22 protein-coding genes are annotated in these 26,790 nt (G+C 57.3%); 6 read left to right on the top strand and 16 right to left on the bottom strand.

Annotation, left to right across the window (positions count from 1 at the left end; genetic code table 11):
- The first annotated feature begins 290 nt into the window (after positions 1–290).
- Entirely contained in the window at positions 291–482 is a 192-nt protein-coding gene (locus tag VGM18_10390) for a hypothetical protein (GenBank protein HEY3973404.1), read from the top strand.
- A gap of 39 nt (positions 483–521) precedes the next feature.
- Here the strand turns inward: VGM18_10390 and VGM18_10385 are convergent, their stop codons facing one another.
- The 3 genes from VGM18_10385 to VGM18_10375 all read right to left on the bottom strand — a co-directional run bounded on the left by VGM18_10385 (position 522) and on the right by VGM18_10375 (position 7,351).
- Complete coding sequence (locus VGM18_10385; GenBank protein ID HEY3973403.1) at positions 522–2,684, bottom strand: amylo-alpha-1,6-glucosidase; 2,163 nt, start codon at positions 2,682–2,684, stop codon at positions 522–524.
- Positions 2,645–3,862: a glycosyltransferase family 4 protein gene (locus tag VGM18_10380; GenBank protein ID HEY3973402.1), complete on the bottom strand. Its 1,218-nt coding sequence runs from the start codon at positions 3,860–3,862 to the stop codon at positions 2,645–2,647. Before VGM18_10380 ends, VGM18_10385 begins: the two co-directional genes overlap by 40 nt.
- Before the next feature lie 168 nt (positions 3,863–4,030).
- Entirely contained in the window at positions 4,031–7,351 is a 3,321-nt protein-coding gene (locus tag VGM18_10375; GenBank protein HEY3973401.1) for a TonB-dependent receptor, read from the bottom strand.
- A 270-nt stretch (positions 7,352–7,621) separates the two neighbouring features.
- On the opposite strand from VGM18_10375, the gene VGM18_10370 reads away from it, so the two are divergent.
- A complete protein-coding gene (locus VGM18_10370; GenBank protein ID HEY3973400.1) occupies positions 7,622–9,700 on the top strand; it encodes a hypothetical protein in 2,079 nt (692 codons plus the stop codon).
- 41 nt (positions 9,701–9,741) lie between these two features.
- On the opposite strand, the gene VGM18_10365 is transcribed toward VGM18_10370, so the two are convergent.
- The gene (locus VGM18_10365; protein ID HEY3973399.1) at positions 9,742–9,927 is read right to left on the bottom strand and encodes a hypothetical protein; all 186 of its coding nucleotides are present in this window, start codon (positions 9,925–9,927) and stop codon (positions 9,742–9,744) included.
- 146 nt (positions 9,928–10,073) lie between these two features.
- Positions 10,074–10,277 (bottom strand): cold-shock protein, encoded by a 204-nt coding sequence (locus VGM18_10360; GenBank protein ID HEY3973398.1) that lies wholly within the window; start codon positions 10,275–10,277, stop codon positions 10,074–10,076.
- Positions 10,278–10,825: 548 nt separating this feature from the next.
- On the opposite strand from VGM18_10360, the gene VGM18_10355 reads away from it, so the two are divergent.
- On the top strand, positions 10,826–11,740 hold the full coding sequence (locus tag VGM18_10355) for a YihY/virulence factor BrkB family protein (protein HEY3973397.1): 915 nt from the start codon (positions 10,826–10,828) through the stop codon (positions 11,738–11,740).
- 19 nt (positions 11,741–11,759) lie between these two features.
- On the opposite strand, the gene VGM18_10350 is transcribed toward VGM18_10355, so the two are convergent.
- The 3 genes from VGM18_10350 to VGM18_10340 form a co-directional block, all read right to left on the bottom strand.
- The gene (locus VGM18_10350; GenBank protein ID HEY3973396.1) at positions 11,760–12,179 is read right to left on the bottom strand and encodes a response regulator; all 420 of its coding nucleotides are present in this window, start codon (positions 12,177–12,179) and stop codon (positions 11,760–11,762) included.
- Positions 12,180–12,397: 218 nt separating this feature from the next.
- A complete protein-coding gene (locus tag VGM18_10345) occupies positions 12,398–13,231 on the bottom strand; it encodes an FKBP-type peptidyl-prolyl cis-trans isomerase (GenBank protein HEY3973395.1) in 834 nt (277 codons plus the stop codon).
- A gap of 1,355 nt (positions 13,232–14,586) precedes the next feature.
- Complete coding sequence (locus VGM18_10340) at positions 14,587–14,811, bottom strand: hypothetical protein (protein ID HEY3973394.1); 225 nt, start codon at positions 14,809–14,811, stop codon at positions 14,587–14,589.
- Between the two features lie 204 nt (positions 14,812–15,015).
- Here VGM18_10340 and VGM18_10335 point away from each other — a divergent pair, with 204 nt between their 5' ends.
- A complete protein-coding gene (locus VGM18_10335) occupies positions 15,016–15,567 on the top strand; it encodes a hypothetical protein (protein HEY3973393.1) in 552 nt (183 codons plus the stop codon).
- A 26-nt stretch (positions 15,568–15,593) separates the two neighbouring features.
- Here VGM18_10335 and VGM18_10330 read toward each other — a convergent pair whose 3' ends face one another.
- The 7 genes from VGM18_10330 to VGM18_10300 form a co-directional block, all read right to left on the bottom strand.
- Positions 15,594–16,046 carry a DUF1801 domain-containing protein gene (locus VGM18_10330; GenBank protein HEY3973392.1) on the bottom strand — a complete coding sequence of 151 codons (453 nt, stop codon included), beginning with the start codon at positions 16,044–16,046 and terminating at the stop codon, positions 15,594–15,596.
- Positions 16,047–16,100: 54 nt separating this feature from the next.
- Positions 16,101–16,649, bottom strand: a complete 549-nt coding sequence (locus VGM18_10325) for a dihydrofolate reductase family protein (GenBank protein ID HEY3973391.1) — start codon at positions 16,647–16,649, stop codon at positions 16,101–16,103.
- Positions 16,650–16,685: 36 nt separating this feature from the next.
- A complete protein-coding gene (locus VGM18_10320) occupies positions 16,686–17,258 on the bottom strand; it encodes a DUF4256 domain-containing protein (protein HEY3973390.1) in 573 nt (190 codons plus the stop codon).
- A 176-nt stretch (positions 17,259–17,434) separates the two neighbouring features.
- Positions 17,435–18,367, bottom strand: a complete 933-nt coding sequence (locus VGM18_10315; GenBank protein HEY3973389.1) for an ABC transporter permease — start codon at positions 18,365–18,367, stop codon at positions 17,435–17,437.
- Positions 18,364–19,332, bottom strand: a complete 969-nt coding sequence (locus VGM18_10310; protein ID HEY3973388.1) for an ABC transporter ATP-binding protein — start codon at positions 19,330–19,332, stop codon at positions 18,364–18,366. Before VGM18_10310 ends, VGM18_10315 begins: the two co-directional genes overlap by 4 nt.
- Positions 19,329–19,697, bottom strand: coding sequence for a GntR family transcriptional regulator (locus VGM18_10305; GenBank protein HEY3973387.1), 369 nt, complete (start codon positions 19,695–19,697; stop codon positions 19,329–19,331). The genes VGM18_10310 and VGM18_10305 overlap by 4 nt, the downstream gene beginning before the upstream one ends.
- 37 nt (positions 19,698–19,734) lie before the next feature.
- Positions 19,735–20,274 (bottom strand): hypothetical protein, encoded by a 540-nt coding sequence (locus tag VGM18_10300; GenBank protein ID HEY3973386.1) that lies wholly within the window; start codon positions 20,272–20,274, stop codon positions 19,735–19,737.
- Positions 20,275–20,907: 633 nt separating this feature from the next.
- On the opposite strand from VGM18_10300, the gene VGM18_10295 reads away from it, so the two are divergent.
- Positions 20,908–21,831, top strand: coding sequence for a hypothetical protein (locus VGM18_10295; protein ID HEY3973385.1), 924 nt, complete (start codon positions 20,908–20,910; stop codon positions 21,829–21,831).
- 303 nt (positions 21,832–22,134) lie between these two features.
- Positions 22,135–24,702 carry a protein kinase gene (locus tag VGM18_10290; GenBank protein ID HEY3973384.1) on the top strand — a complete coding sequence of 856 codons (2,568 nt, stop codon included), beginning with the start codon at positions 22,135–22,137 and terminating at the stop codon, positions 24,700–24,702.
- Positions 24,703–24,812: 110 nt separating this feature from the next.
- Here the strand turns inward: VGM18_10290 and VGM18_10285 are convergent, their stop codons facing one another.
- Positions 24,813–26,630, bottom strand: coding sequence for an amidase (locus tag VGM18_10285; protein ID HEY3973383.1), 1,818 nt, complete (start codon positions 26,628–26,630; stop codon positions 24,813–24,815).
- Positions 26,631–26,790: the final 160 nt, after the last annotated feature.

Raw genomic sequence — 26,790 nt, 5'->3', positions numbered from 1 at the left:
GGTCCAATTGGCCTTCCGTAATGTCGACAGGTAACCAGACTTGTCCGAAAGTGGAATTGCACAGCTCTACTCCGTATCTTAGTCGTTAACAGCGCGGACGGTCAACGCAGGGTAGATTGAAAACGCAGTCGTTAGTCGTTAGTCGCTAGTCGTTGGCCGTCAGTCGTCAGTCGTCGGTCGTCGGGGCTTAAGCTTAAGGGTTTGGCCAACGACCAACCACTATCGACCACGACGATCTTGAGATGGAGTCGGTAAGCTGTAGCCAATTTTCTAGATAGAAGGGTTCTTCCGTGATCTCGATATTGATGCCCGCTATCCTCTTCTTAACCGTGATCGCCACCGTTGGCCTGGGCGTTTTCGCCGCGTATGCCGCCGTCATCGTCATCCTGAATGCGTTCGGCCGCAGTTCGAAACCGCAGGCCGAGTCAGGCCGCCCACGTCTTGTATTGGTTCCCACCCAGACCCACGCCAGCGGCGATTGAGACCTTACCCGTCGTGAGCCGCATCACACGTTACACCCGTCACGATGCGATGGTCACGATCTCCAAATTGTCACTTTTGCTTTCGCGATGAACCAGGACGGCATCGTTTCTTCGTTCGAGGAGCAGATCTGCGACCATGTCTCCGCAACGAAGGTTGTGAATGGAAAGCTGAGCAATACCCTCGGGAAGATAAGGCTGATCAAACGTAATGCGCTCGCGCTCGGGTTGCAGCGAAATCCCAAGGCATCCCTCGAGAATAAAGAACGGAGCCGCGGCCGCCCAGGCTTGCGGCGAGCACGCCACCGGATAGAGCGTAGGCCCTTCCGCCGGACGCCGCTTCAACCCACAAAACAATTCCGGCAATCGTCGCAAGTCGACTTCGCTGCTCAGATCGAGCAGTGCCAGCAAGATTTGCCCCGCCAGCTTCTTGCGCCCATATTTCGCCATTCCATTCGCGATGATGGAATTGTCGTGCGGCCAGATGGAACCGTTGTGATAGGACAGCGGATTGTAGCGGGCCTCCGGTTTCGCCAGCGTCCGAATACCCCAACCAGTGAAAAAATCGCTGCCGAGAAGATTTTCCGCCACCCGGCGGCCGCGTTGCGGCGATGCGATTCCCGTATAGAGGCAATGGCCCGCGTTCGAGGCTTGTACCCGGCATGGCCGCTTGCGGCCGTCGAGCGCCAAAGCATAGGTTCCGAGATCGTCGCACCAGAATTGTTCTTCAAATTTAGTCCGTAAAGTTTCCGCCTGCACTTCGAGCTCGTAGCGCCGGTCCGCATCTCCTAAAACGCGGCTCAGGCGGGCGGCGGCAAGTTTCGCGGCATACACGTATCCCTGCACCTCGCATAGAGCGATCGGCGGTTCCGCGATTTTTCCATCCGCGTGGAAAACCGAATCGTTGGAATCTTTCCACCCTTGTTGCACCAATCCCTTGCTCGATTGCCGGGCATACTCGACGAAGCCATCCCCGTCGACATCTCCGAAGTCATCGATCCAGGTGAGCGCGCGCTCAATGTGCGGCCACAATTGTTCCAGAAAGGGGCGGTCGCCGGTGCGATCGAAGTAGGCGCCCGCAAGCACAATAAACAACGGAGTCGCATCGACGCTGCCGTAGTAGCGTGCGAATGGGACTTCTCCGGTGGCCGCCATTTCGCTGCGGCGCATCTCATGCAGAATCTTTCCCGGCTCAGAGTCGGCAACCGGATCCGTTCTGTCGGCCTGCGAGAATGCAAGATAGTCCAGCACGCCCTTGGCGATCTCCGGATTCAGCCAAAGCGTTTGCAGAGCGGTAATGATGCCATCCCGCCCAAAAACTGTGCTGAACCAGGGAACTCCCGCGTAGGGATAGTTGCGTTCAGGATTCCCTGCAATCATCATTTGCAGGTCGGACATCGAGCGCGCAATCCAGTCGCTGAAGCGGGAGTTCGAGCTCGTGATTTGGGGAAATTCTCCGGCTACGGCTGCCAGTTCGGAACTCGCCGAAGAAAATGCCTCCGTATACCCGACGGAAGCGCTTTTCTCGGGCTCGCACGAGACCACCACTTGCAGCGGTATGCGTTCCTTTGGCCGCAGAGTTAATTCGAATTCCAGCGCGGTCGGGAAAGCGCGCACCGGCGTGAGGTCGCTCCGAACTGAAGTTTGGCGGAGCACGCGGTCGAGTCCTTCATAAGAAAGGAGGACCGAACTGTCTGAGACTCGATCTTCCAGCCGTCGTCCGCGTCGCTCCCGCAGCGTGCCCCGGACCTCGAAAACGTCGGCAAAGTCGGCATCGAACCCAAAGCGCACCGGAACTTCCATCTCTTCGAGACCATGATTCACGAAAAGAACCCTCTCGAAACAGGAGTCGCGCCACAAAAATCGCGAACGAACCACATGCAATGCACCGCGATGAATCGCAATTTGGTCGTCGTGAAATACGTCGAGATTGGAAAGATCGGCGGTGAAGAGAAAATTATTCGTCGCCACCGTCGAACTCAACAGCAGCGGCCGCGCGCCCCAGAGATTCAGGGAGAGCTCCGAAAGATGGCGCATGCCATCGTAGAAAACACCTTCCTCGCCCAGTCCCGACGTCTGCACGTCCCCCAACCGGTCGAATACGAAAAACATCCTGCCATATTTCAGTACACGGGCCCGATCATCAACGGGAGACGAGGTAGTCGCTATGTAGTACTGGGGGTGGACGATTCCACTTCGATCCACTTCAACACTCCCTTTTGGAGCGCCGACTGCGGCGCGGCTCTAACCAAATCTGGGTTGACCAAATCTGGGCTCACCAAATTTCGGCTCACTAAATCGGAGCTCATCAACTCTTGGCTAACCAAGTCTGGATTCGCTGAGTCCGGGTTGACCAAATCCGGGTTCACCAACTGTTGGTAAATGTCAAGATAGTTGCAGGTCATACGTTTATCGGTGAAGTTGCGTTCAAAATGTCGGCGGCAGTCGCGGCGGTCAATTGCATCGATCCGGTTTACCGCCTCTACCGCTTCGTCGATATCGTTTACCAGAAAACCGGCGACACCATCGAGGATGATCTCAGGAACCGACCCATGCGGAAACGCGATGACCGGCGTCCCGCAAGCCAGGGCTTCGATCATAACCAGGCCAAACGGCTCCGGCCAATCGATAGGAAACAACAGGGCCGTTGCGTTGCCGAGGAACTCGCCTTTCTCCGAATTGCCCACTTCGCCCACAAACTCAATGAGCGGATTGTTCAACAGCGGCTCAATGGTGCGCTCAAAATAACGCTGGTCCGCGCGGTCAATCTTCGCTGCCACTTTTAACTTCATTCCCGCACGGGACGCAATTTCGATGGCACGATCCAGGCCTTTTTCCGGAGAAATGCGCCCGAGAAAGGCCAGGTACTCACCGCCATCCGGATTGAAAGGCAGAGACTTTGGCGGCATCCCGTGATGAACTGTTCCCAGCCAGTTCGCCCATGCCAGCGGCTTGCGCTGGGCATCGGAAATCGATACCAGAGGCATTTCGCTGAATTCTTTATAGAGCGGAACCAAGTCGGGAAGATCGAGCCGGCCATGCAGCGTTGTCACGGTCGGAACTTGTGAGCGCCGGCTCATCGGAAAGTGCAAATAATCGATGTGAAAATGAATCAGATCGAAGTCTTCCGCTTCGCTGAAAATTCGCTCGAGCATCAGCATATGATGCGCCAGCGGATCGATGCAGTCCGCATCCAGCCTGAGCGCCTTCTTGCACGCGGGCACCAACCGCGCTCGCGTCATAGAGTCGCCGCTGGCGAACAAGGTCACGTCGTGTCCCAAAGCTACCAGTTTTTCCGTAAGCCACGAGACTACTCTCTCGGTTCCTCCGTAAAGGCGGGGCGGAACGCTTTCGTAAAGTGGCGCAACTTGAGCGATCCTCATGCAGAACGGCCTCTCCTTCATAAAAATCCCGCTTACCGCTTTGAGATGTCATTCGTCGCGCTCGGGTTGGCGATAGGTCCGTTCGCAGATTATGGAGGGGCGGACACCCCCGTCCGCCCGGCGCGCAGCGCCCCCCGGACGAGGCGTCCCGGGGCTCCATCATGCTTTCTAGTAAATCACCTTCAACGAAAACTGAATCTGCCGCGAAGTTCCGGAGGTTTTGCTGATAATTCCAAACCCACTGCCCCGCACAATGTTCGATGGCAAACTAAAATTCACCATGTTGAATACATTGAAGAACTCTGCGCGAAATTCCACCGTTCCCAGTTCCGCATTGCCGCGATGCCCGAACGGCGTGTCCTTGATCATCGCGATGTCAAAATCATGGTATCCCGGCCCACGAAAAGTATCGCGTCCCAGGGTGCCGAAAAAACCAGAGTTAGGGCCACTCCCGCCCGGAAGGTCGATCGGAATATTGAAGAAGGAAGCGTTGTTCGCGCCCAGGCCGAAATAGTCATCGCGCACCGGACGGCTAGTCGAAAAATGTGGCATCGAGACCAGATCGGGCCGGTCGGTGCCTCCCGCGCCAGCGCCCGTCTGCTGGATTCCCGAATACACGCTGAAGGGCGATCCCGTGGTCAAAGCCGTTATGTTGAGAAACTGCCAACCCGTGGTCAGTGGCCTTCCTAGAGGCTTCAGAAATCCAATCCGGTCGAGCGGCAGCAACTCAATCACGCTCACGTTGAACGCGTGCGTTACATCGAATGTGGACGGTCCCTTCTCCGCCGACGGATTCCAAGGATCTTGCGGCAGCGTTTGCAGAATCGTTCCCGCGGTGCCGAACAGCCCGCCCAGTACCGCGCTGCTGTCGTCAATCGATTTCGAATAGGTGTAGCTGGCCTGCAATCCCAATCCTGCCCGAGCGGATGTCTTGCTGGCACTGGCCTGCAAGGAGTGATAGCTGGAATGCGAACCGCTGGACATGATGAGCTCCGGCCCATAGCCTCCGATGGCCTGCCCCGAAGAATTGAATTGAGTAAACGGCGCGTGCGCGGGGTCAGCCCCGCCATAACTGTTCGGCGAATAAACTCTTGCCAGATGAATTCCCGCCGTCGCCACATACGAGACGTTCACCTTCACATCGCGAAAATCATGATCGACGCCAGCCGTCCAACTGCCGATATAGCCGTTGGCAAAATTCTTGGCGATGCCGACGATGGTGAGCAATTGCGGATTCCCGGGCGTACTCGCCGCCAGATCACGCTGGAATCGCGGCAAGTCAATCACAGTATTCGCGGGCACGTCCTGGCTCCGGCCCGTGGCGAATATCGGCTGGCCCTGAATGTTGTAGGCCGTCGGCAGATTCACCGGCACAAACGTATTTTGAAACGGGACCGGCAAACCCGGCAGCGCGCTGACGTAGGGCGCAAAAACAAATGGGATTGAGGCCGTCAGAAAATTGTCCTGCCATAAGTTGGGAAGAATCGTGGTAATGGCCCCGCCCGCATGCAGCACCGTGTGCGCGCCCACCGCGTAATCCAGCCCCAGCCGCGGCCCCCAGCCGTTCCAATCCTGATCGTATGGCGGCTGCGGATTGATCAAATACGCTTGTGTGGCTGAGCGATCCCAATAGGGCACGGTCTTGCCATCCGCTCCCAGGAATATTGGACCCGACGTCCGCTTGGTCGCCTCGTGAATGCGGCTGTTCACTTCGTAGCGCAGTCCGTAGTTCACGACGAGTTGCGATGTGGCTTTCCAGGCATCCTGAAAATAAAAGTTGTAAGCCTCGCGGCGCACCCCCGCCTCGTTGAACTTGTCGCCTACGGGTGTGATATTTGCCGCCGCGTTAATGCTGTACGAGTAGGGCGTCGCCGTAAGCAATCCTGTCAGAGAGTCCGGCAGCGGATCGCCCGGGTTGATGTTATGCGTTCCGCTCGCCGACGTGATCAGCACCGGCGAGTATGCCGTTCCTCCGCCAAATTCGTAAGCTCCATTCGGATTGGTCCCAAAGATCGTCGAGTCGCGATTCGCCCGGAGTTCCACTCCCCATTTGAAACTGTGCGGGCCATGTATAAGCGCGAAATCCTGCTTGAACTGATAAAGATTGCCGTAAGATCCGAAAATCGATCCCCCCGGCGCGTTGAAGCCCTGAAACAACCCATCCGCAAATCCCAGTGCAGGCTGGGTATGGTTAATCGCCGGGAAGAAGGGCGTGCTGCGAATGTATCCCAGAGAAGTTTCCGAAGCGAAGTGCGGAGAAATCTTGCGCACGTAGCGCACGCCCGCGTTGCGCTGATGATCGAAAAACTGCACCCCGAAACTAGGGTCGATCGCCGTCTGGTCTGGATTGGTCAGCGGCCCCGTCACCTGATTCAGGCTGAATCGCCCTAACAGCGAAGCCTTATTCGAGATCCGGTGGTCGACGCGTATCGAAAACTGATCCGTCGTGGTGACGACCTTCGACGATGCCGCATATGTGCGATCTCCAAACGCGCCCCCAGGCTGATTCGGCATAGGATATTGATTGAGCACCGCCACGATTCGCGGATCCACCGGAATTGTCAGCGTGTCGCCGGGAAACGTAGCCGTGTCGACTCCCTGCCGCTCGGCTGCGGTCGGCACCGGAATCACCTGCGTCGTGCCCAGCACCTGACGAAAACCCTGATACTCGCCAAAATAAAAGGTGCGATCGCGCCCGTCATACACTCCTGGAATCACGACCGGGCCGCCGTTGGTAAATCCAAATTCATTGCGCGCAAAAGGTGGAATTCGCCGTCGGCCCGTCGGGTCCTTGTAATCGAAATAATTGCGCGCGTCGAACGCGGCATTGCGCAGAAATTCAAACACGCTTCCGTGAATCTGGTTGACTCCCGACTTCGTCACCACATTCGTATAGCTCGCTCCGCCGTGCCCAATCTCCGCCGGCATTACGCCAGAATTTGCCTGCACTTCCTGAATCGCATCGACGTTAAAATTGGAGAACGTTGCCCCACCTAATTCCGGATCGGTGGTGTCGAAGCCGTCAAGAGCAAACACGGTGGCCGCGCCGCGCTGGCCGTTGACCGCAAACTGCTGCGTAAAATTGGCCGCGCCATTGGCATCGGTCATAGTCCCGGCCGCCAGCAGCAGCAGCTTGCTGAAATCCCGCGCATTCAGTGGCAGACTCGAAACTTCCGTGCTGGAAAGATGTTCGCCCCCGCTGGCCTGCGGGGACGCCGCCGCAGCAGCGGCGAGGATACGCAATTCATTCCCTTGAGAGGAAAGTTGCAGAGATGAACTCAAACCGCTTTCCTCTGTGACCACAAACGGTGCGGCGGATTTCCATTCCTTATCCGCGATCTTCACGGAAACTTCGTATGTTCCGGCAGCAATGCCTTCGAATACAAACCTGCCATTCGCCGCCGTGGTCGCGCTGTAGTCACGACCCGCGGCCGAGTGCACTTTCAGCTTCGCCCCAGCGATCGCCTTGCCCGACCCATCACTCAACACCCCTCTCCACGACGCTCCCGAAGCGGCGTGCGCGAACGGAGTTAGGAGCAAGGCAAGACCAAGACAGAGAATACAAATCCGATTTTCCACGGCTCTAAGCATGCGGCAGGAATTATACGGTGCAATCGACTAGCGCCAGCATCTCGCCGTCGGTCGAGGGGATCTTGCACGCTTCAACGATCGAGACGCCCGCTCGGATTTACGTACTTACAACGCCGCCGGCCCTGCGTGGTAGCATTTCCTTACGGCGCTTCCGTCTTCCGGAACTCAATGGCCCGCATCCGCTCCATCGCGCTCTGCATCGTTTCCGCGCTTTGCGGAACATTCCTCTTCTCTCTTCCCGCCCCCGCCGCCGAGCCGCCCTGGCTGGAAATTCACTCCGCCCATTTCACCGTCATCACCGACGCGGGCGACAAAAAAGGCCGCGAGGTCGCGCTCCGCTTCGAGCAGATGCGCGCCGTCTTTGCGAATCTTCTAACCAAGGAACGGCTCAACCAGTCAATTCCGCTCACCATCCTTGCCTTCAAGAATGACAAGACCTTTTATCAGGTCGCGCCCCTGCGCCAGGGCCAGCCCATTACTGTGCCTGGATTCTTCCTTGCCGGCGAAGATCAGGACTTCATCGTCCTGAACCTGTTCGAAGAAGAATCCTGGCGCGCCGTAGCGCACGATTTCGCCTTGATGCTGCTGGGTTACAACTATCCGCCCGCGCAAGGCTGGTTCGACGAAGGCCTCGCCGAATATTTCAGCTCGATTCACATCGACAACAAGCAAGCCGAAATCGGCGGCGACCCTGAGCTTGTCCCCTCGCTCACCGAAGATCTGTTGGCCAATCAGACCGTGACCACGCCGCCCAAATCACTTACCGAATTGCTGGGCGCACAAGTCTGGCTGCCGTTGCCCGATCTCTTTACCCTGAAACATGATCCCTCGACTCGCAATCAGGGCACGCACCATATCCTCTTTTACGCCGAGTCGTGGATCGTCATGCACTACCTTCTCCACGAAAAGAAGCTGCCCGAAACCGGAGCCTACTTCGACTTTGTTCTGAATCAGCACCTCCCCGTCGAAGACGCGATTCAGAAGGCCTACGGCATGAGTTCTGCGGATTTGGAAAAGAAAGTGAAGGATTATTTCCACGCCCAGACCGGGCTCTTTGCAGCCGTCGATGCCGCTCGCCAGACCAACGCTCCGAGCGAGGAAGACCCCGCGAGTGCGATCGGCCCGGGCCAGCCCTACCGCTTCCCGGTTCCCGTCACACCCGACGACTCAGTGATTACCGCAAATCCGATTCCCGAAGCGGACGAGCGCGCGCTCTACGCCGAAGTCGCCATCCGCATTCCCGAACGCCGCGAACTCGGCCTGCAACAACTGCATGCGTTGGCTACCGCGGCCACCCTGGCCGACAAGAAATTCGAATTGAAAAAGCAAGAGAGACGGTCGAGCGAGGATCCCGACCTGCTTCCCACCAACGCCGTCGGCAGTCCTCTGGCTCACCGCATTCTGGCCTGGGACCACATCGGGCACGGTGAATTTGACGACGCCTCGACCGAACTCGCCGACGCCGCTGCTCTCAATCCGCGCGACATGTGGTTGCGCTATTACTTGTCGATCTTGAAATACCGTATCGCGCAAACCAAGCATGCCGACATCCAGGGCCTGCCCAACATGATGCTCGACCTCAAGGCGGTGCTCGAATGGTATCCCGAGATGGCCGGAGCTTACGACCTGCTGGCCCTTGCCCGCAACGAAGGCGGCAGCACGCCCGCTGCCCTGACGGCCGAACGCGCCGCCATCGGCCTGAGCCCGCGCAATGAGTTCTTCATCTATCACCTGGCGCAGATTTATGTGGCCAGCAAGAAATGGGAGGCATCGCAGATTCTGCTCGAGCGCCTGAAAGGCAGCAACAGTCCGCAGATCGTCGCCCTCGCCAAGGAACTGCAAGAAACTTCCGGAGCCGAAAAAAAATACGGCATCGCACTCGGCGCGGGAAATGGGCCGCAACCGAAATTTGCCCCTCAGAAGTCTCCCTTCGATGTACTCGAGGAAGATGCTGCCAGACGCGCCGCCTCCGATAAAGCCGCCCAAGCCGCCGGACCGGAAGATGCGCGTTCCACCAAGTATCTACGCGGCCGCCTGATTGCAGTCGACTGCACGCAAGCTCCTGCCGCCGTTCTCAGCGTCAACGCCGATGGAACAGTCCTGAAGCTTCGTGCCTCCGACTACAAATCTCTGCTTCTGATCGGCGCCGAAAACTTCTCCTGCGACTGGCGCGACCGCCAGGTCACAGTGAACTACAAACCTTTGGGATCAACCAGCGGGGACTTAGTCTCGCTGGAAATGCGATAACAGTGAAGCGACGACGTTGTAGCGAAGGCTGCTCAGAAGTTCTATACCATCCTGATGGAACCCGGGTACTGCGCCACCAACGAATCGTTGGTCAGTAGCGTTACACCTTCAACCGTGGCCTGTGCCACTACGACTCTGTCGAAAGGATCTTTATGAAGCGGCGGCAAACTCTCCGTGGCAACCACGTGATCGCTGAGGATGGCCAACTCGACGTACCCGTTATCCAATAGCCCGCGACGTAACAGCCGCGTGTCCGCCCTGAAATCTTCCCGGCCCAACCCCAGGTTTAATCGCCACTTCCTTCCTTGAACTTCAGGTCCAGCAAAAAACCCTCCCACAGGGAAATGGGAGGGTTTCGGGAATTGTTCGCAGGTTATGCGCGGACGACGTTTGCCGCTTGAAAGCCTTTGGGGCCCTTCAGCAGGTCAAACTCCACGGTCTCTCCTTCATTGAGCGTGCGGTAGCCGTTCTCCTGGATCGCGGAGAAGTGCACGAATACATCTTCCCCCGTGGAGCGTTGGATAAATCCATACCCCTTCGCCCCATTGAACCACTTTACTGTACCTTTCTCTCTCACGGCAAAAACTCCTTTCACAATCGCGAAGAATGGTTCTCCGGCTGAATCGATCGTCGCCCCGGTCGATTGAAGCCCCCCTCAATAAAGCCGGTAGAACTTTGAGTCACGCCCTACGATGTGTAGAAGAAGTACCCCAAAAAAGGAAAAGACTCCTCAGTCGCCCCCGCGGAATCCATCCGCGGCGAGAACTTCGGAGCCCGACAATTTGGCGCGTTTCTACCACACCTACTAAAGATCAACCACTCGCTTGTCTCTCTACCGGGACCACTTTCCGGTATTGAGGAACAGATAATAAGCAGTATTAAAACGATTCGCAAGATAAATTAGAAAGGAATCGTAATGTGACCACCGGTCATTCCAGATAACTTTTACAAGGATAAAGAAATAACTCAGTAACCACTGGAAGAACTTCGGGTTACTTCTCTGGCGCTCGGTTCAAAAACCTATCGCGGAATGTTGAACCCTCGCGCTTCGGCGCTGGGGTTTGCCTAAGAGCCAAAAGCCGAAAAGTAAGACCCAAAACGTTTCTGGTACGATTGGACCGTCCCGTGTCCGACCCTCCTTTCACCGCACCGCCGCATACCGATACCGTACGGCAGCGTACAGTAGTCGGCCCGGCGCGCGATTCGCCTAGCCTGGGCTCGCGCAGACCCGGTTCGCGCAGCTTGCTCGTCTCCACCATGAAGTACTTGATGCGGACCGATGTTCACACTTTCGCGTTCTCCGTCGCGGCGAATTCGATACTGGCGTTCTTTCCCTTCGTCGTCCTGCTGCTGACTCTGATCCGCCGCGTCTTTCATTCCCGCGTCATGTCCGACGTCATCATCGAACTCCTCCGCGACTACCTGCCGGCGGGTCAGGATTTCGTGATCCGCAACCTCAATTCCATGGTCAATTCGCGCCAGCGCGTGCAGGCGGTATCGCTGGTCATCCTGCTGGTGACTTCGTCCGGTGTGTTCCTGCCGCTGGAAGTGGCACTCAACCGAATCTGGCGCTTCGAGAACAATCGATCCTACCTGGGCAATCAATTGATCTCGCTTGGCCTGGCCTTGGCCTGCGGCGTTCTGGCCTTGCTCTCGATCGCGCTGACCGCGGGGCCAGTTGCGTTCATGGAATTCTTGCTTCGCGGCTATGGCACCGGCTTTGTGCGCCTGATTGGATTCCTGATGATGAAAGTTTTCGCCATCGCCGCCAGCATCGCCATTTTCTTTCTCATCTACTGGCTGCTGCCCAACGGAAAAGTTCCGGCGCGCACGGTGCTGCCCGCGGCGGTCATTATGGGACTGCTTTCTGAGGCATTGAAATACGCCTATATCCTTGCTCTGCCCTGGCTGAATTTTCAGGAAGTCTACGGCCCCTTCGCGCTCTCGGTGAGCATGATGTTCTGGGCTTTTCTCTCCGGCCTGCTGCTCCTGGCTGGCGCCAATCTTTCCGCGGAAGAACATCTGCAACGTTCCCTCTGATTGCATCTTCAGGCTTCGGCTACTGCACCGGCACGTTGGAAAAAGCGATTCCGCGCCTGCGGTTGATGCGGCAGATAATGTTCTCCAGCATTTTCGGCAGCAGGTTGACGCCTTGACTGGGCATGAGTTCGTTCTTTACCAGATAGTCGTCGGCGCCCTCTTCCATCAGTTTCTCCCGGTTCTTCTCCGAGAGGCTGCTGACTACTACGACGGGGATCTGGGCGGTCCGGGCATCGGTTTTCAATTGCCGCAGAACTTCGGGTCCGCTCATCTTGGGCAGGATCATGTCCAGCAAAATCAAGTCCGGTTTATGCTCTTGCGCCATTTGCACAGCCATTTCTCCATCCTCGGCGCAAATCACTTCATATCCCGCTTTGAGCAAGGCAGACTCATTCTCTCGCCGCATGGGTTTGCTGTCTTCCACTAAGAGAATCTTCACGTTGCTCTCCCTCGCGCTGCGCTTTCTATCGGCAGCGGTGCGGAGAGGCTTTAGATTCCATTCTTCGCAAACTCTAACCGCTGAGTATGCTTATGTCTGCCTACAGCAATTTCCGCGAACCGATCCCCCTTGCCCAAAAAGGCCGCCTGCGACTCGCAGACGGCCGACGGTTTATTCTTTTCCTCTTCGTGCTGATAGCTGATGGCTGAAAGCTTGCACTATTTCTTCGCCTCTCCAATCGAGATCAGTTCGACCTCAAAAACGAGCGTCGCCCCAGGCGGGATACCGGGACGGCCCTGATCGCCGTAGGCCAGATCGGCCGGGATGAAGAGTTGCCATTTCGAGCCGACCGGCATCAATTGCAATGCCTCGGTCCAGCCTTTGATTACTCCGCCCACGGGAAACGTTGCAGGTTGTCCACGCTTGTAGGAACTGTCGAACTCGCTCCCGTCGATCAGCGTCCCTTTGTAGTTGACGGTCACGGTGTCGCTCGCAGTCGGCTTCGGTCCGGTGCCGGCAGTCAGGATTTTGTACTGCAATCCGCTGGGCAGCGTCACAACTCCGTCTTTACTTTTGTTCGCCGCGAGGAACGCATCGCCCTCTTTATGGCCGACGGCGGCCGCTTCTTTGGATTTGGCCTCCATTTTTCCTCGCATCTCGGTTTGCAATTGCGTTAGGGCGGCCTTCTCTTCGTCTTCGGTCATCAACATCGTTTTGCTGCCGGCCAGAGCGTCTTTCAATCCGCGCGCGGTGAGGGCGGGATCGATAGCTGTATTCACGCTTTGCCGGCGCAGATCGCCGCCGATTTTCATTCCCAGCGCGTAGCTCGCCTTTTCTTTTTGGGTCTTGAGAGTAAGAGTAGTAGCGGATTTTGCGCTTGTGGTCGCTTTCTTGGCGGCCGGAGCCTGCGCTTTTGGGGCCGGAGTGGAAGCGGAAGCCGGTGCTGTCGGTTGAGCTGCGGGGGCAGCCGGAGTCTGCTGCGCCGGGGCATAGCCCAGAAGCATCATCCCGGCGGCCAATAGTTGAAACACTGTGGTGAGCGGTTTTTGCATATCCAGCTATTGTCCCATTGCGCACACAAGATGGGCAAACGCGCGATTGGGATTCGCGGGCGGGCGAAGCGGGATGGGCGCAACTTCTGGCCTCGGTTCTCGCTCTTTCGGTGGCGGATATCTCATATCAAAAAAATTAAAAAATATCTTTGAGCTAAAATCCTTGTTTGCATGTAGTTGCGCGAATTTTGATATGGCAGGCGTCCCGTAAAATATTGAGCGCGAGGGACTTAGATATCAAAATACTGCGAAATAAGGAGTTAGAGGGGGAATTTTCGGGTTGCTCTTGCGTTGTTAGAGTTCTGGAGTCGTATTGCTTGTAGCTAAACACTACGGAACCATTTTAACATCCGCATCCGCCCCGAACGGTCAGTTGGTCGCGGTATGAGGCTGCGAGAGTAGGAGTTAAGAATATTTGCGGGGGACTTGACAGGTTCTAAAGCACGAAAATCGGACTGTCTTTGATTCTTGGGAACGTCCCGTCTGTCCCCGGTTTTCCCCCGGTTTTCCCTTGATTCTTGGGAACGTCCCGTCTGTCCCCGGTTTTCCCCGGTTTTCCAGCGTACTTGCCCGGACCGCCAAATGCATCTATGTAGAGAAGGCGGTTGTTACTGTGGCCTAGGATTGGCAGCCACGCCTGAAAGTACCGTTTGAGAATTTCATGCTTCTTAGCTGTATGCGGTTCTATCGGCCACAGCGTTTCTGTAATCGAGCTCATGCGCCAACCTCATGCCCGTCATTCGCAGGTTGAATGATAAGCGAGGTTGAGGAGCAGATCACAGAAAATATTCACCTTGTATTCGCCTGTGACCGCTGCGGGATTTGCTAAAAGGACGCGCAATGTCGGTTCTTTAAGTGGACTTAAACCATTTATAATCATTTGCATGCAAGATATTGCTTAACGGGATATGCTTGGTCCCTGAGGAGGACCCACTTTGTTGGCGGTGCGCGCGCGATTAGCAGCCTTGGGCTACCCGGCGGCTTTTCTGCCGGTGTCAAACCTCGTTGTCGTCTGCGCGGCGTCTAGGTTCCGCCAAGCGCTTTCTCTCGATCAACAAGCTGGTGGCACGCATCCTCATGTGCTTAACCGTTCCACGCAGCAGTTGCGATAGCTCTTTCAGAGTCGGTTCCAGATCACCGTCAGTTGCGGCCGCTGCCTTCGCACAGAGTTGTCGTATGCGGTCCTCGATTCTGCGTTGAGGGGGAGGCATGAACGGGCCGCAACGAGTCTATGTCTCAAAACGGTGATTGCGCGATACCCTACAAGTGGTATTGCTTCTACAGCGTTCGCCTGAGTTGCGGCCGAGAGTGGTGCAATTTATAGCCGTCTAGCGAAAAAATACCACTGCGGGGGTTCAGGTGCTCATATCGAACCCTTGTCCCGAAACGGCGAGACGATCTTTTTTGCCTTCAAACAAACCATTTAGCTCCATAACGAGTTCATCGAACTTCCGGGCATTTTTTTCCCCGGCGATTTGAGCACATAACTCAACCATTCGATTTCGTTCCTCGGGTGTCATAGTGCCGTAAGTTGCAACTGGCTCACCAACTTTGGCAAAGTTCTGAACTTTTAGAACCAACCTTCACCACCCACAATCGCATCGTCGGTTCACTCGAGCCAAAGGCAGGCTTTAGTGGGCAACCCGCTGGCGAATTCACCCATGAGGTCGGGTACGTCGGTAATTAACCGCCGGAGGCGAAACCGAAATATCATCGTCGAGATCATTTTGGGCAAATGATTCTCGGCAAATCGTTTTTAGCAAATCACGCGCGCGGAGAGTTCTATGAAGCGAGTTGCGCTACAAGGTTTGTGTATTGTTGTGCTGGCGGGGAGTATCAGTTACGGGCAGTCGCTGGCCGACGCCGCCCGTGCCAACCGCAAGCAGAAGGGCGACGTCCCCGCGAAGGTGCTCACCAGCGACGACTTGGTGGCAACTCCCACAGCAGAAGTAATTCAATTAATTCCCGGCTCAAGCGCCAGCGGGCAGGGAACGCTGGTCGCGCCGGGCAGAGGAAAGCATAGTTATCGGGTGATTACGCTGGATGCCAGCCGGTTTCTGGCTGGAGGCACAATTCATATTGCGATCACGGTAGGGGACGGGGAATCGGAAGCGTCTTTCGATTTGTACCCAGAGGGCCTGGCGCTGCCTTCCGAGGGATTCCCGAATTCTCTAGCCAATGCCGTGAACGTGCATAGGGAATCTGGCGCAAAGATCAATTATCACTTTGCCCATGGAGCAGTGTTCCAGTTCGCTGCCGAGGGGAGTTGGAATGCAAAGGCCGGCGCCACGAACACCTACAACTTTGTAATCGATGTGGACAGCCCGACGCGGTGATCCGCCGAGCTACTTCTTATTTTTATTTAGCTGTGCGTTTTTTTGGCTGCGCGTTTCTTCGCGGCGCTCTGAGCGCGGGCCGCGGAGTTGGCCTTCACTGCGGCGCGAATGAGTTGTTTGAAAGCAGCTTCGTCGATCTTCTCCCCTTGGCGAATATCGATGGCGCGCCGCGTGTTTCCTTCCAGGCTGGAATTGAAAAGCTTCTTCGGATCCGCGAGGGAGGCTCCGCGAGCGAAGGTGAGCTTCACCACTTGCTTGTAGGATTCTCCGGTGCAGACGATGCCGTCATGCGACCAGATGGGAGTTCCGGGGTTCGTTGGCTTCACCCATTTCCACTCCTCCTGGATGTCGGGGTCGGCATCGTGGATGAGCTGACGCAGACGAGCCAGGGTCGCTCCGCGCCAGTCCCCCAGGTTCTGAATCCGTTCGGTGATGTTCGCGGATGCGGCTTCGCTATTCGGATGATTGGTCGGCTTCATGTTCTCCTCCGATTGTTGTCGATCGTCTTCTCTTCGATCATATTCTCCGTAAGATTAGCGCCGGTACGATAAATCAACATAGCCGTTCTTGTACGCGATTACGTTTTTCAGATGCCACTGCTGCTCGGTAGCGGAATCACCGAATAGATGCAGTCCGTCACCCAAGGTGACCGGCGCGATCATCAATCGGATTTCGTCCAGCAGGCCCAGCTTAAGAAAACTCTGGGCTAAGATGGCACCTCCCACCAGCCAGATGTTTCTGTATCTAGGCGCGAGTATCTCATCGACCAATCTTTTGAGATCGCCGGAGTAGAACTCGACGGTCTTCCTTGTGCTTGTGGATCGCAGTTCTCGATTTGTGACCACGACCGTCGGAGTATCGCCGTAGGGCCAGCCGAGTTCGAGCGCGTGCTCATAGGTGCGAGAACCCAGCACATAGCAGTCGATCGACTGGAGGACCTCAGATTGGGCAGCGTCAGCGCCCTCATCCGTAACCCCTTTTTCATAGACGTCGGAACTGTCCATCCACGAAATCGTGTTGTCCTTCTTGGCGATAAAGCCATCCAGGCTGGAGACTACGTGCAGGGTTATGATTGATTTCATTGGCGACTCCCGCTGAAAAGCTTCGAAATTCCAAGCTTAGACTCTTAGCCAACCACGGAACCCCCTGCCGGCATAGTAGGACTCTGCGCCATTGTGATAGAGGAAGACACGGCCGAAGCGGCGATCGCCGAAGAGGGCGCCGCCGAGTTTTCTCATAGCGGGCGGAGTTTGCAGCCAACTCGACGTCTTGGTGTCAAAAGCTCCGAGTTTCTGTAGCTCTTGATATTGTTCTTCGGTCAACAGCTCAATGCCCATGGCGGCTGCCGCGTCCATCGCGTTGTTTTTCGGTTTAGCTTCTTTGCGGGAATCCAACGCTGCGCGGTCATAGCAAAAACTTCTGCGGCCTTTCGGACTTTCCGGAGAACAATCAAAAAAGATGTATTCGGCCGTGGTTTTATAGTGACCAACCAGATCCGGTTCGCCGCCAGTTTTCTCCATTTCGCTGAGGGACCACAGTTTTTTGGGATTCGCTTCCAGCCTGGCTTTTACTTTGGCCCACTCGAGACCTTCATGGCGGTTCAAGTTTTTCTCAAAGCGGGCTTGCAATGTTCCGAGTAGTACTTCGCGTTGTTGCGGGGACAACTCGTTTTTTGTCTTAGCGCCTTTCATATCTGTCTTCCTCTTGCAAGGGCAGGGTACGATGCTGTTTGTAGCATGAGATTTTCGGTTCAGTCAAAAACTCGGGCGCAGAGCCGCATCTCGCCGACCCTCGCAAAAGCCGCGAGGATGGAGCGGCCTTTTTCATGGTGATGCTTAGAAACGAATCCGACCGGTATTTACGGACCTCAGATCGGATCGCGATAGCGGCGCAGGCGCACCGCTCCTGCCAGGAATGCGGCGGCCACGATTAATCCGATCCAAAGGCCAGGGCTCAGCAGGAACTCGGCCAGGGTAAATGGCGTCATATTCTGCATGGCGCTGCTCTGCGCCGGGTAATCAATTGCGGCGGGGCCGCCGACGAAGCGGGCCAAAAGCATGGCGCCAAAATGCGAGGTATTGAAGGCAATCTTTTCGACGAAGCCGATGGCGAGCAGTGGCAGACTCGCCCACAGTAAGGGAGCGCGACGCGCCCAGGCTGAGACCAACAACATCCAGCCATAGAAGGGCGCGTAGTAGAGGCCGTGCATGAATAGCAGGTGGTACAGCAGCATTACAGACATCCGGATTAAGGGCAAATGTGTCCAGAGCGCAGCGACGCTCTGACCGCTGGTCAGCAGAGCTACCGTGCTCAGGAGGAGCATGATCACCTGGATGACAACAGTGATCGCCCAGGTGAGCAGCGGGAGAAGCAAGAGTGGAACGCTCGCCTTCGAGAGCACGACGGTGAGATCGGAAACCGGCATCGACTTCCAGAACAGGATGCTGCGATCGCGACGTTCGCCATACAACGCGTCGAGGCAGTAAAAGACAGCGACGATGAGAAAGGTCCCCATGAGCAGAAGGGCAGCGACGTTATAGTGCTTCTCGATGATGTCCTGCCGCTGCATGTGGTCGCTCAGGGCCATTGCGGCCCGCATCTTTTCGGGCAGATGAACCATGCTGATCAAAAAGCCGACGAGAATAAGGGCGGCGACTGCCAGAGGCGCAATATATAGAGAACGGTTCTCCCACAGTTCGCGTCGAACCGACCAGTAGAAGGGATGCGGCGCGGATGAGGCCGGGGTAGGGATCCGCGGTGAGCCCAACGACTCGAGTGTGGCGTTCGATGGACTGGTCATACAACGACTCCTTTATTTGAACTTGGAGTTGCGCCCGGATTCGCGGTTGCTGTTGCGCTTGCATTACCGCTCATCACGGCGACAAACAGGTCCGTGATGTTCGGCGTGCGGACTTCACCCAGCGCGGCGAGTTGGTTGCGGCCGATCTGATTTCCTCTTAGATCGAATAGCAGGAAGGTGCGGCCGATTATCTGGCGCTCATGAATCGGCTTGAGAGCGCGCGCGGTTGCGAGCTGCTCAGGATTCGCCGCCAGTTCCACGTAGCGCGACTCGATCTCTTCCATGCTGCAATTGAACACGATGCGGCCGCGGTCGATGAACATGAGATCGGTGAGGACGTGCTCGACCTCTTCGACTTGATGCGTAGTCACGACGACGGTGCGGCGGCCGTCGAAATAATCGTTCAATAACGAATCGTAGAACTGTTTGCGGTAGAGGATGTCGAGGCCGAGTGTGGGTTCGTCAAGCACCAGCAATCTGGCGTCGATGGCCATGACCAGAGCCAGATGCAGTTGCGTGACCATGCCTTTAGATAGTTCCCGAACTTTTTTCTGACGCTGGATGTTGGTCTTGGCCAGGAAGCTTACCGCCTTGGCGCGGTCGAAGCGCGGGTGAACTCCGGCGACGTAGTCCAGCGTTTGCGAAACCTTGATCCAGCGAGGAAGGACAGCTACATCGGAAATAAAACAAACATCGCGCATCAGATGTTCGCGCTCGTTCCAGGGATCGCGCCCCAGAACCTTCAGTTCTCCCTGATAAGGAGTGAGGCCGAGAATCGCGTTCAGGGCGGTGGTCTTGCCGGCGCCGTTCGGTCCGATGAGGCCGACGATGCGACCTTCTCTTATATGCAAATCGACCCCATCAAGCGCAATGGTCCTGCCGAAGGACTTGCGCAAACCGCGGGCTTCGATCACTGCCGGTTCGATCTTTGCCGGTTCGGTCATTGCCGTTTCGATCACGGTCATGGCTTCGGTTTCTCCTTTGCCGCCTCCAGCAATTCTTTCGGAGTCAGGCCGAGGCGCTGAATGGTGGCGTGAATCCTGGGCCATTCTTCCGCCAGAAATTTCTGCCGCTCGCCTTGCTTTAGCATGCTCCGTGCGCCCGCGTTGATGAACATCCCGAGGCCGCGCCTGCTCTCGACCAGACGCTCGTCCACCAGTTGCTGATAGCTCTTCAGGACCGTGAGCGGATTTACCCGATACTCGGCGGCGACGGTGCGCACCGAAGGCAACGGATCGCCCTCCTTCAGGACGCCGTCGAGTATCATCGCGACCACGCGGTCGCGAAGTTGGCGGTAAATCGGTTGACTGTCATTCCACTCATGATCCATTGAGGGTTCCTAGATCCTCGGCACAGTTGCGCTCCCATCATTTTGTCCGCTGCAGGTCCATGTGAGCGTGCATGGGTTTGTCTCCGGGCATCATATAGGTCCAGTCCTCGGTATGGTGATTGGCGTCGATGATGGTGAAGACGGCGTGATTCATATGTCCGTAGTCGTTGCCGCCGGAGAGATCGGCAAAATCGAATTCCACCGTCTTGCCGTCGGCTGATTTGCGAGCCACCATATGCGGCCGATTCCCGGCGTCACAATAGTGGACCAGATTCAGATGATCGCCATCCAGGTAAAGCATCGTAACGGGATGGTCATGCTTGGTCGGATCGTCCGGCATGGTTGGGTCCATCATCTCGTGGACAATTGAGTTTCCACGGGAGGTGACCCGAAGAGTTGCCTTCGCGAGCGTTCCGGTTGGAATCTCTGGGGATGGCGGGTCGGCGGTCACGGGGCCTTGCCAATTGCCCGCCAGAGTTTTGAGTTCATCAAAAGATTTCTGCGCGTCGGACTGGGCAAAAGCCACAGCCGAGAGCGACAGCAGAACGACGGAAAGCATAAAACGATGGAATTTCATAGTTTTCTCCTGAGGACTTCGTTTTTCGAGCCAGCCGCTGTGAGCAATCAACAGATACGAGCTCGATTTCACAGTGTTATACTTAACTATAACACTACATAACATGTCAAGAAGTTTTTTGCTTCTGAGTCGAAAAAAAGTCAAAGGGACGTTGGCCGGTCCGTCCTCTAATCTCTAGCGCAGACTTCGCAGCAGACAAAGCACTCGCGCTCCGGCCACCGGCGCGGTTCCGAGGTAGTTCCAACGCAAGCATTTTTCCGAGATGTAGCAAAATTTTTCATCATTGACAGCGGCTCGCTCGCAAGGTATCCAGGGTCGTCGCCTGTAATCAGTTGGAATTCGGGGACCGGGGGTCTTAACACGGACGCCGTCCTGTGGGTTCTGGTCACAAGCGCAAACGGGAGTGGAACGGCAAAACTGTACGCGTACTCAGCGCTGCCCAACCACCTTGGTCAGTTCCCCCAGCTTTGGTCCGACTCATTGAACGGCCCCTACGCGACTAAATTTATGGTACCGACGGTGATCAACGGATGCGTATACGTCGGCGGCCAGAAGCCGAATGCCACCTGCAGCGCCGGGAGTTGCCTCGGGAGGGTGGTTGCGTGGCACTAATTCGAAATGGGTGGGTGACCTATGAAGAGTAACAAGCCTAAGATGAACTACCTGTTCGCCTTGGTATTATTGTGTCTGACAGCGCTGACAGCTCAAACAGGCCTGCACTACAAATTTGCTCCAGCCGGAAACTACCCGGGGGCTACGTATACAGTTCCCCTCGCCATAAGTTTCGCTCATATCGTCGGCTACTACGTGACGCCATTCGTTAACCATCCGTATATCCAGACTGGTTCAGCCTTCCTTGATGCGGCACCGCCGGGCACCTCCACCTCTTATCTCTCCGGTATCAACAAAAACGGGATAGCGGTCGGAGGATATTGCTCGGCCAGTGGCGGGTGCAACCCCGAGGTCGGCGAAGTTGGGTATACGTATAACTTCAAAACGAGAAAGATACAAACGATTACTTTCCCGCTAGCGGGTGCGGCGACAACCGCATTCGGCATCAACGACTTGGGCACAATCGTGGGCGGCTATTGCCCTAACGCTGTAGTTTGTCCGCAAGGCGCATTCAGTCCCGCCTCCGACGGTTTCATAGACACGAACGGAGTGTTTACTACTTTGAATTACCCGGGAGCGCAAGATACCAGCGCTTTTGCCATCAATAATTCGGGCGCAGTGGTGGGAGACTACATCATAAACAACACCGGGCCGCATGCTTTCCTTTACCAAAGCGGCACATTCACCAACATCGATTTTCCCGGATCGAACTATACGGAAGCCACGGCGATCAACAATCTTGGTGTCGTGGCCGGTTTTTTCACCTCGACCAGCGGTGCGGCTCACGGCTTCACGTACTCCAATGGTACCTTCACCCAAATTGATCGGCCCGATTCACCGAATGGGTCCGGTGTAACCGGCATCAATGACCGCGGCGACTTGGTGGGCGTTTGGTATCCCTCCACTGGGTTCGGCAAAACCTTCGAGGCGATCCCAGTCAAATAAGCCGGCCCAGCCACAAGGCCTACGAATGAAAGCAGAGCTAAAGGCGTGGCCACATCCCTGCTGCTGTGCCTGACAGCGCTTACAGCTCAAACGGGCGGTCGGTTCCGTCCCTTCCTGGCGCGGTTGTATGTTTTTGAAGCTAAGGCTGGATCTCGTACACGACGCCGCACCCGGCCGGGCATAGGCCGATCTGGCCACCGTTGAACGCCGTGCCGAAGAAGTTTCCGGCCGCATCGCAAGGTTGGGGGCAGCTTTTGTCGTGCTGATGCCTCAGAAAAGTCCTCGGGTTATAATCTCTCACCCATGCCCCTGACCGCTGGCACGAAGCTTGGCCCTTATGAGATTCAATCGCCGCTGGGAGCGGGCGGCATGGGAGAGGTGTACCGTGCCCGCGACGCACGCCTGAATCGCGAAGTCGCGATTAAGATTCTGCCCGCATCTTTCTCCCGCGATCCCGAACGTCTGCAACGATTCGCGCAGGAATCGCGTGCAGCGGCCGCGCTGAATCATCCCAACATTCTTTCTATTTTCGATATTGGCGAGGACCGCGATGCGCCCTACGTTGTTTCCGAACTTCTGGAAGGCGAGACTCTTCGCGACCGTCTGCGCAACGGTGCGCTGCCCTCGCGCAAAGCGATCGACTACGCGGTGCACATCGCCAGCGGCCTGGCCGCCGCTCACGATAAAGGAATCGTCCATCGCGATCTGAAGCCGGAGAACATTTTCATCACCGGCGACGGGCGGGTAAAAATTCTCGACTTCGGCCTGGCCAAGCTCACTCGCCCGGAGGAAGATCTCTCCGGCAACGCGCCTACGCAGCAGGTCGGCACCGAAGCCGGAACCGTGATGGGCACTGCCGGGTACATGTCGCCCGAGCAGGTGCGCGGCAAGCCCACCGATGCGCGCTCCGACATTTTCTCTTTTGGCGCGGTGCTGTATGAAATGCTCTCCGGCAAGCGGGCATTCCACGGCGATTCTTCCGTCGATACCATGAGCGCCATTCTCAAAGAGGATCCGCCGGAACTTTCCGAGACCAACCGCAATGTTTCGCCGGCGCTGGAACGGATCGTCCGTCATTGCCTCGAAAAAAATCCTGCGGAGCGTTTTCAATCGGCGCGCGATGTGGCTTTCAATCTGGAAGCTCTGACCGATATCTCGACTACCGGCCGGGGCGGCGTGCGGGCTCTGCCGGAAGAAAAACCAGCTGGTCGCTGGCTGATTCCATCTGTGGCGGTCTTGCTTTTGCTGGCGTCATGGGCGGGCGTCTATCGTCTGGGTCGCGGCGGGGCGCGCCCCGCGAATCCAACGTTTCATGAAGTCACGTTCCGCAATGGCACTATTTGGGACGCGCGCTTCGCGCCGGACGGCCAGACCGTGATCTACGGCGCCGCCTGGGACGGCCGCCCGCAGGAAATTTTCTCCACTCGTTTCGACAGCTCCGACTCTCGTTCCCTTGGCTTGCCGGCGGCGCAAATTCTTTCCATCTCGTCCAAAGGCGAGATGGCCGTCTCGCTGCATCCTGGGGTTTCCGGTCCCTTTGCCCAGGCTGGAACGCTGGCGCGCGTTCCTCTCGCCGGCGGCGCTCCGCGGGAAATGCTCGACGATATTCTTTGGGCGGATTGGACGCCGGACGGACAGTCTCTCGCGCTGATTCGCAATGGGTTGACGCGCCTCTCGTATCTGGAATTTCCCGCGGGCACCAGGATCTATGAGCCCAACGGCTGGGTCAGCCACGTGCGCTTTTCTCCGGGCGGAGATTTCCTTGCGGTCGCCGATCACGTTGCCGGCGGAGACGACGGCCGCGTCGTCATTCTTGACGTGCATGGAAACCACAAGGCCAGCTCTTCTTATTACACGAGTGTCGAGGGTCTGGCCTGGGCACCCAGCGGCAAGGAAGTCTGGTTCTCGGCCGTGCCTGCCGGAGCCGCGCGCTCCATCTATGCTCTCGACTTCGCCGGCAAAGAGCGCCTTATCTATCGTTCGCCCGGCGGACTGACGATTCATGACATCAGTCGAACCGGTCTTGTGCTCCTAACCGCCGACAAGTCTCGCCTTTCGCTCTCTGCGCTACCACCGGGGGAGACGCGGGAGCGCAGCCTCTCCTGGTTTGACTGGACGTTGCTCCTCGACATGTCCGCCGACGGCAAGACTCTCTTGTTCTCCGAGACCGGAGAAGCCGCGGGCGCCAACTACAGTCTTTATCTGCGCAAGACCGATGGCTCACCGGCCGTTCGGCTGGGCGATGGAGGCTTTGGCGCTCTTTCTCCCGACGGCCAGTGGGTAATCTCCTCGGTGGGAGCGCCAGCCAAGTTAACTCTCCTGCCTACCGGCGTCGGCGAACCCAGGCAACTCACTGACGACAAAACCGACCACTACTACTTCGCCTGGCTGCCGGACAGCAAATCCATCGTCTACACCACAGCCGAACCCGGTCACGGCCCACGCAGCTACTTGCTCGATCTTCAGGGTGGAACGCCCCGCCCGCTCACGCCCGAAGGCACTAGCGGCAGCCTAGTCACCCCCGACGGCAAATCTCTTCTCGCCAGCGACGGCAAGCGCCAGCGCTGGCTCTACCCCATTGCCGGCGGCGAGCCACAAAAAATCGACGTCGTCATCAACCCCGACGAACGGATCATGGGCTTTTTCCCCGACGGCGCGAGCCTCCGCCTGCGCACCCTGACTATCCCGAGCCAGATCAGTCGTGTCGACCTCGCAACCGGCAAACGGGAACTATTGCAGCAAATCGCTCCCGCCGATCCCGCGGGCGTGATGAATCTCCCCGTCATCAAATTCAGCGCCGACGGAAAATCCTACGCCTACTCCACCGGCAGACTTCTCTCCGACCTTTACGTAGTTGATGGGCTAAAGTAGCCGTCTTGTATTGCAGACATCAGCAACACAAACGGCGCCCCATTCTTGCGCGTTCTGTGCGCAAGAGTGGGAACTACGACTGTGCGTGCCTTGTGATTTTCGTTTGGCTATCAGAATCCTGGCGGTCGCTCTCCAACCACGCCAAAGGCGCGCTCCAGCGCCATGCCGGCGTTGACCATGGTTCCTTCTTCGAAGAGGCGGCCGATCAGAGTGACGCCGTGCGGCACCCGGCGCGGAGGATTGAACCGCGGCAGGGGATGCGCCGGGTCCGGAGCCCAGTCGCTGCGGGCCATTGCTACTTGGACGAATCCTGCACGCAGCACCAGCGCCGGATGTCCAGTGAAATTTGTGATGGTCAACATCTCGTCGCGTACCGACGGAACCAGGAGCAGATCGACGTGGGCGAAAAGCCGCGCCATTTCTTCGGCGACTTTGCGGCGCAGCCGGTCGGCCTGCACGAAGTCGACGGCCGAAAGAAACCGGGCCTGACGAAAAATGTTGGGCCACGCGTCCGGCACTTGCGCTTTGAGTTCTCTGAGTCCGCCGCCGAGCGTGAGTTCCTCGAAGGCGGCCGCGCCCTCCGCGAACAGAATCAGATTGAGCGAATCATACGGCCAGGCGGGAATTGAAACCTCGACTGGAAGCATGCCGAATCTTTTCACGACGTCGACCGCGGCGCGATCGACTGCCGTCGCTGGATTTTCATTCATCCACTTGGGAAAATATCCAACTCGCAATCCGGCCACGGTCGCACTCGCATCAAAATCGAGGCGGCTGGCCACGCTGGCCACGTCGCCCGCATCCGGGCCGGTGATCGTGTGCAACACCAACATGGCGTCTTCGACGCTGCGCGTCATGGGACCAAGTTTGTCGAGCGACCAGCAGAGCGTCATTGCGCCGGTGCGCGCCACGCGGCCGTAAGTGGGGCGCAGCCCAGTGATGCCGCACCGCATCGAGGGGCTGATAATGCTGCCGCCGGTCTCGCTGCCGATTGCGAAACCGACCAGCCCAGCCGCCGTGGCCGCGCCCGGACCGGCGCTCGATCCCGACGAACCTTCTGCGAGCAGCCACGGATTCATCGTCTGGCCGCCGAACCAGATGTCGTTCAGGGCCAGCGCTCCCAGGCTGAGCTTGGCCACCAGCACAGCGCCCGCCTCGTGCAGACGCTTGACCACGACGGCGTCATCCGATGGCACGCGGTTGCGAAAAGGCTCTGCGCCGTAGGTGGTGGGAATGCCCGCGGTGTCGAGCAGATCCTTGGCGCCCCACGGGATGCCATGAAGCGGTCCGCGATACTTCCCAGCCGCAATTTCGGCGTCGGCTTGGCGCGCCTGCCGCAAGGCCAGATCGCGCGTCAGCGTGATGACGCAATGCAGCTTGGGATCGAACGTTTCAAGACGCTTCAGATAGATGTTGGTGAGTCGTTCGGATGTCAATTGGCGGGTCTCGATCCAGCGCGAGAGGTGGGTGACCGGAGCGAAGGCGATATCTTCGTCTCGCGCGGGGAGTTTCCCAGCTTCGATCTTGCTGCGCACAAAACGCTCACGCTCCGGCCCGGCACTTTGACTCGGCAGCACGGGATTCCATCGTGTCGCGGGAGCAAGCGTAGTTTCCAGCGCCACTTTGCGCGGCCCGGTACGCCGCTCGTATAGAGCCGCCATGGTCTTGCGCCAACTGCCCGCCGCCTGGGCGCGTTCGGTGGCGGTCATTTCGAATTGCACCAGCTTTTCGGCTTCGGCAAAGGTAGTTGGTGTCACTTCCGGCCCAACCGCTGGACCGGCTCCGAACGCCGGAGGTGCACCCGGCGGTGGCGCTTCAGGATTCTGGGCAGGCTTTGGCTCCGCCGTGTTCGTACTCTGCCCGCGAAGCGCAGCCGCCGCACCCAGCGCTCCCAGCGATGTGATGAACTGTCTCCGCGATTTTGCCATGAAGCCTCCGCAGGGCATTGTAGCGTCAGACGCGAAACGCCTTTGCTAATCATTCCGCGTAATCCACAGGTTGCTGTGACATCGGTCACAGCTTTCGTGGGTGGGTCTCGATTAGGCTCGTCCCGGTTTCCCCGGTTCCCTCCGAGCAGATGTCATATTT

This window comes from Candidatus Sulfotelmatobacter sp., from assembly GCA_036500765.1.
Lineage (GTDB): Bacteria > Acidobacteriota > Terriglobia > Terriglobales > Acidobacteriaceae > Sulfotelmatobacter.
Note: the sequence above shows the minus strand (reverse complement) of the source record. Positions and strands in the feature narration are given on the sequence as shown.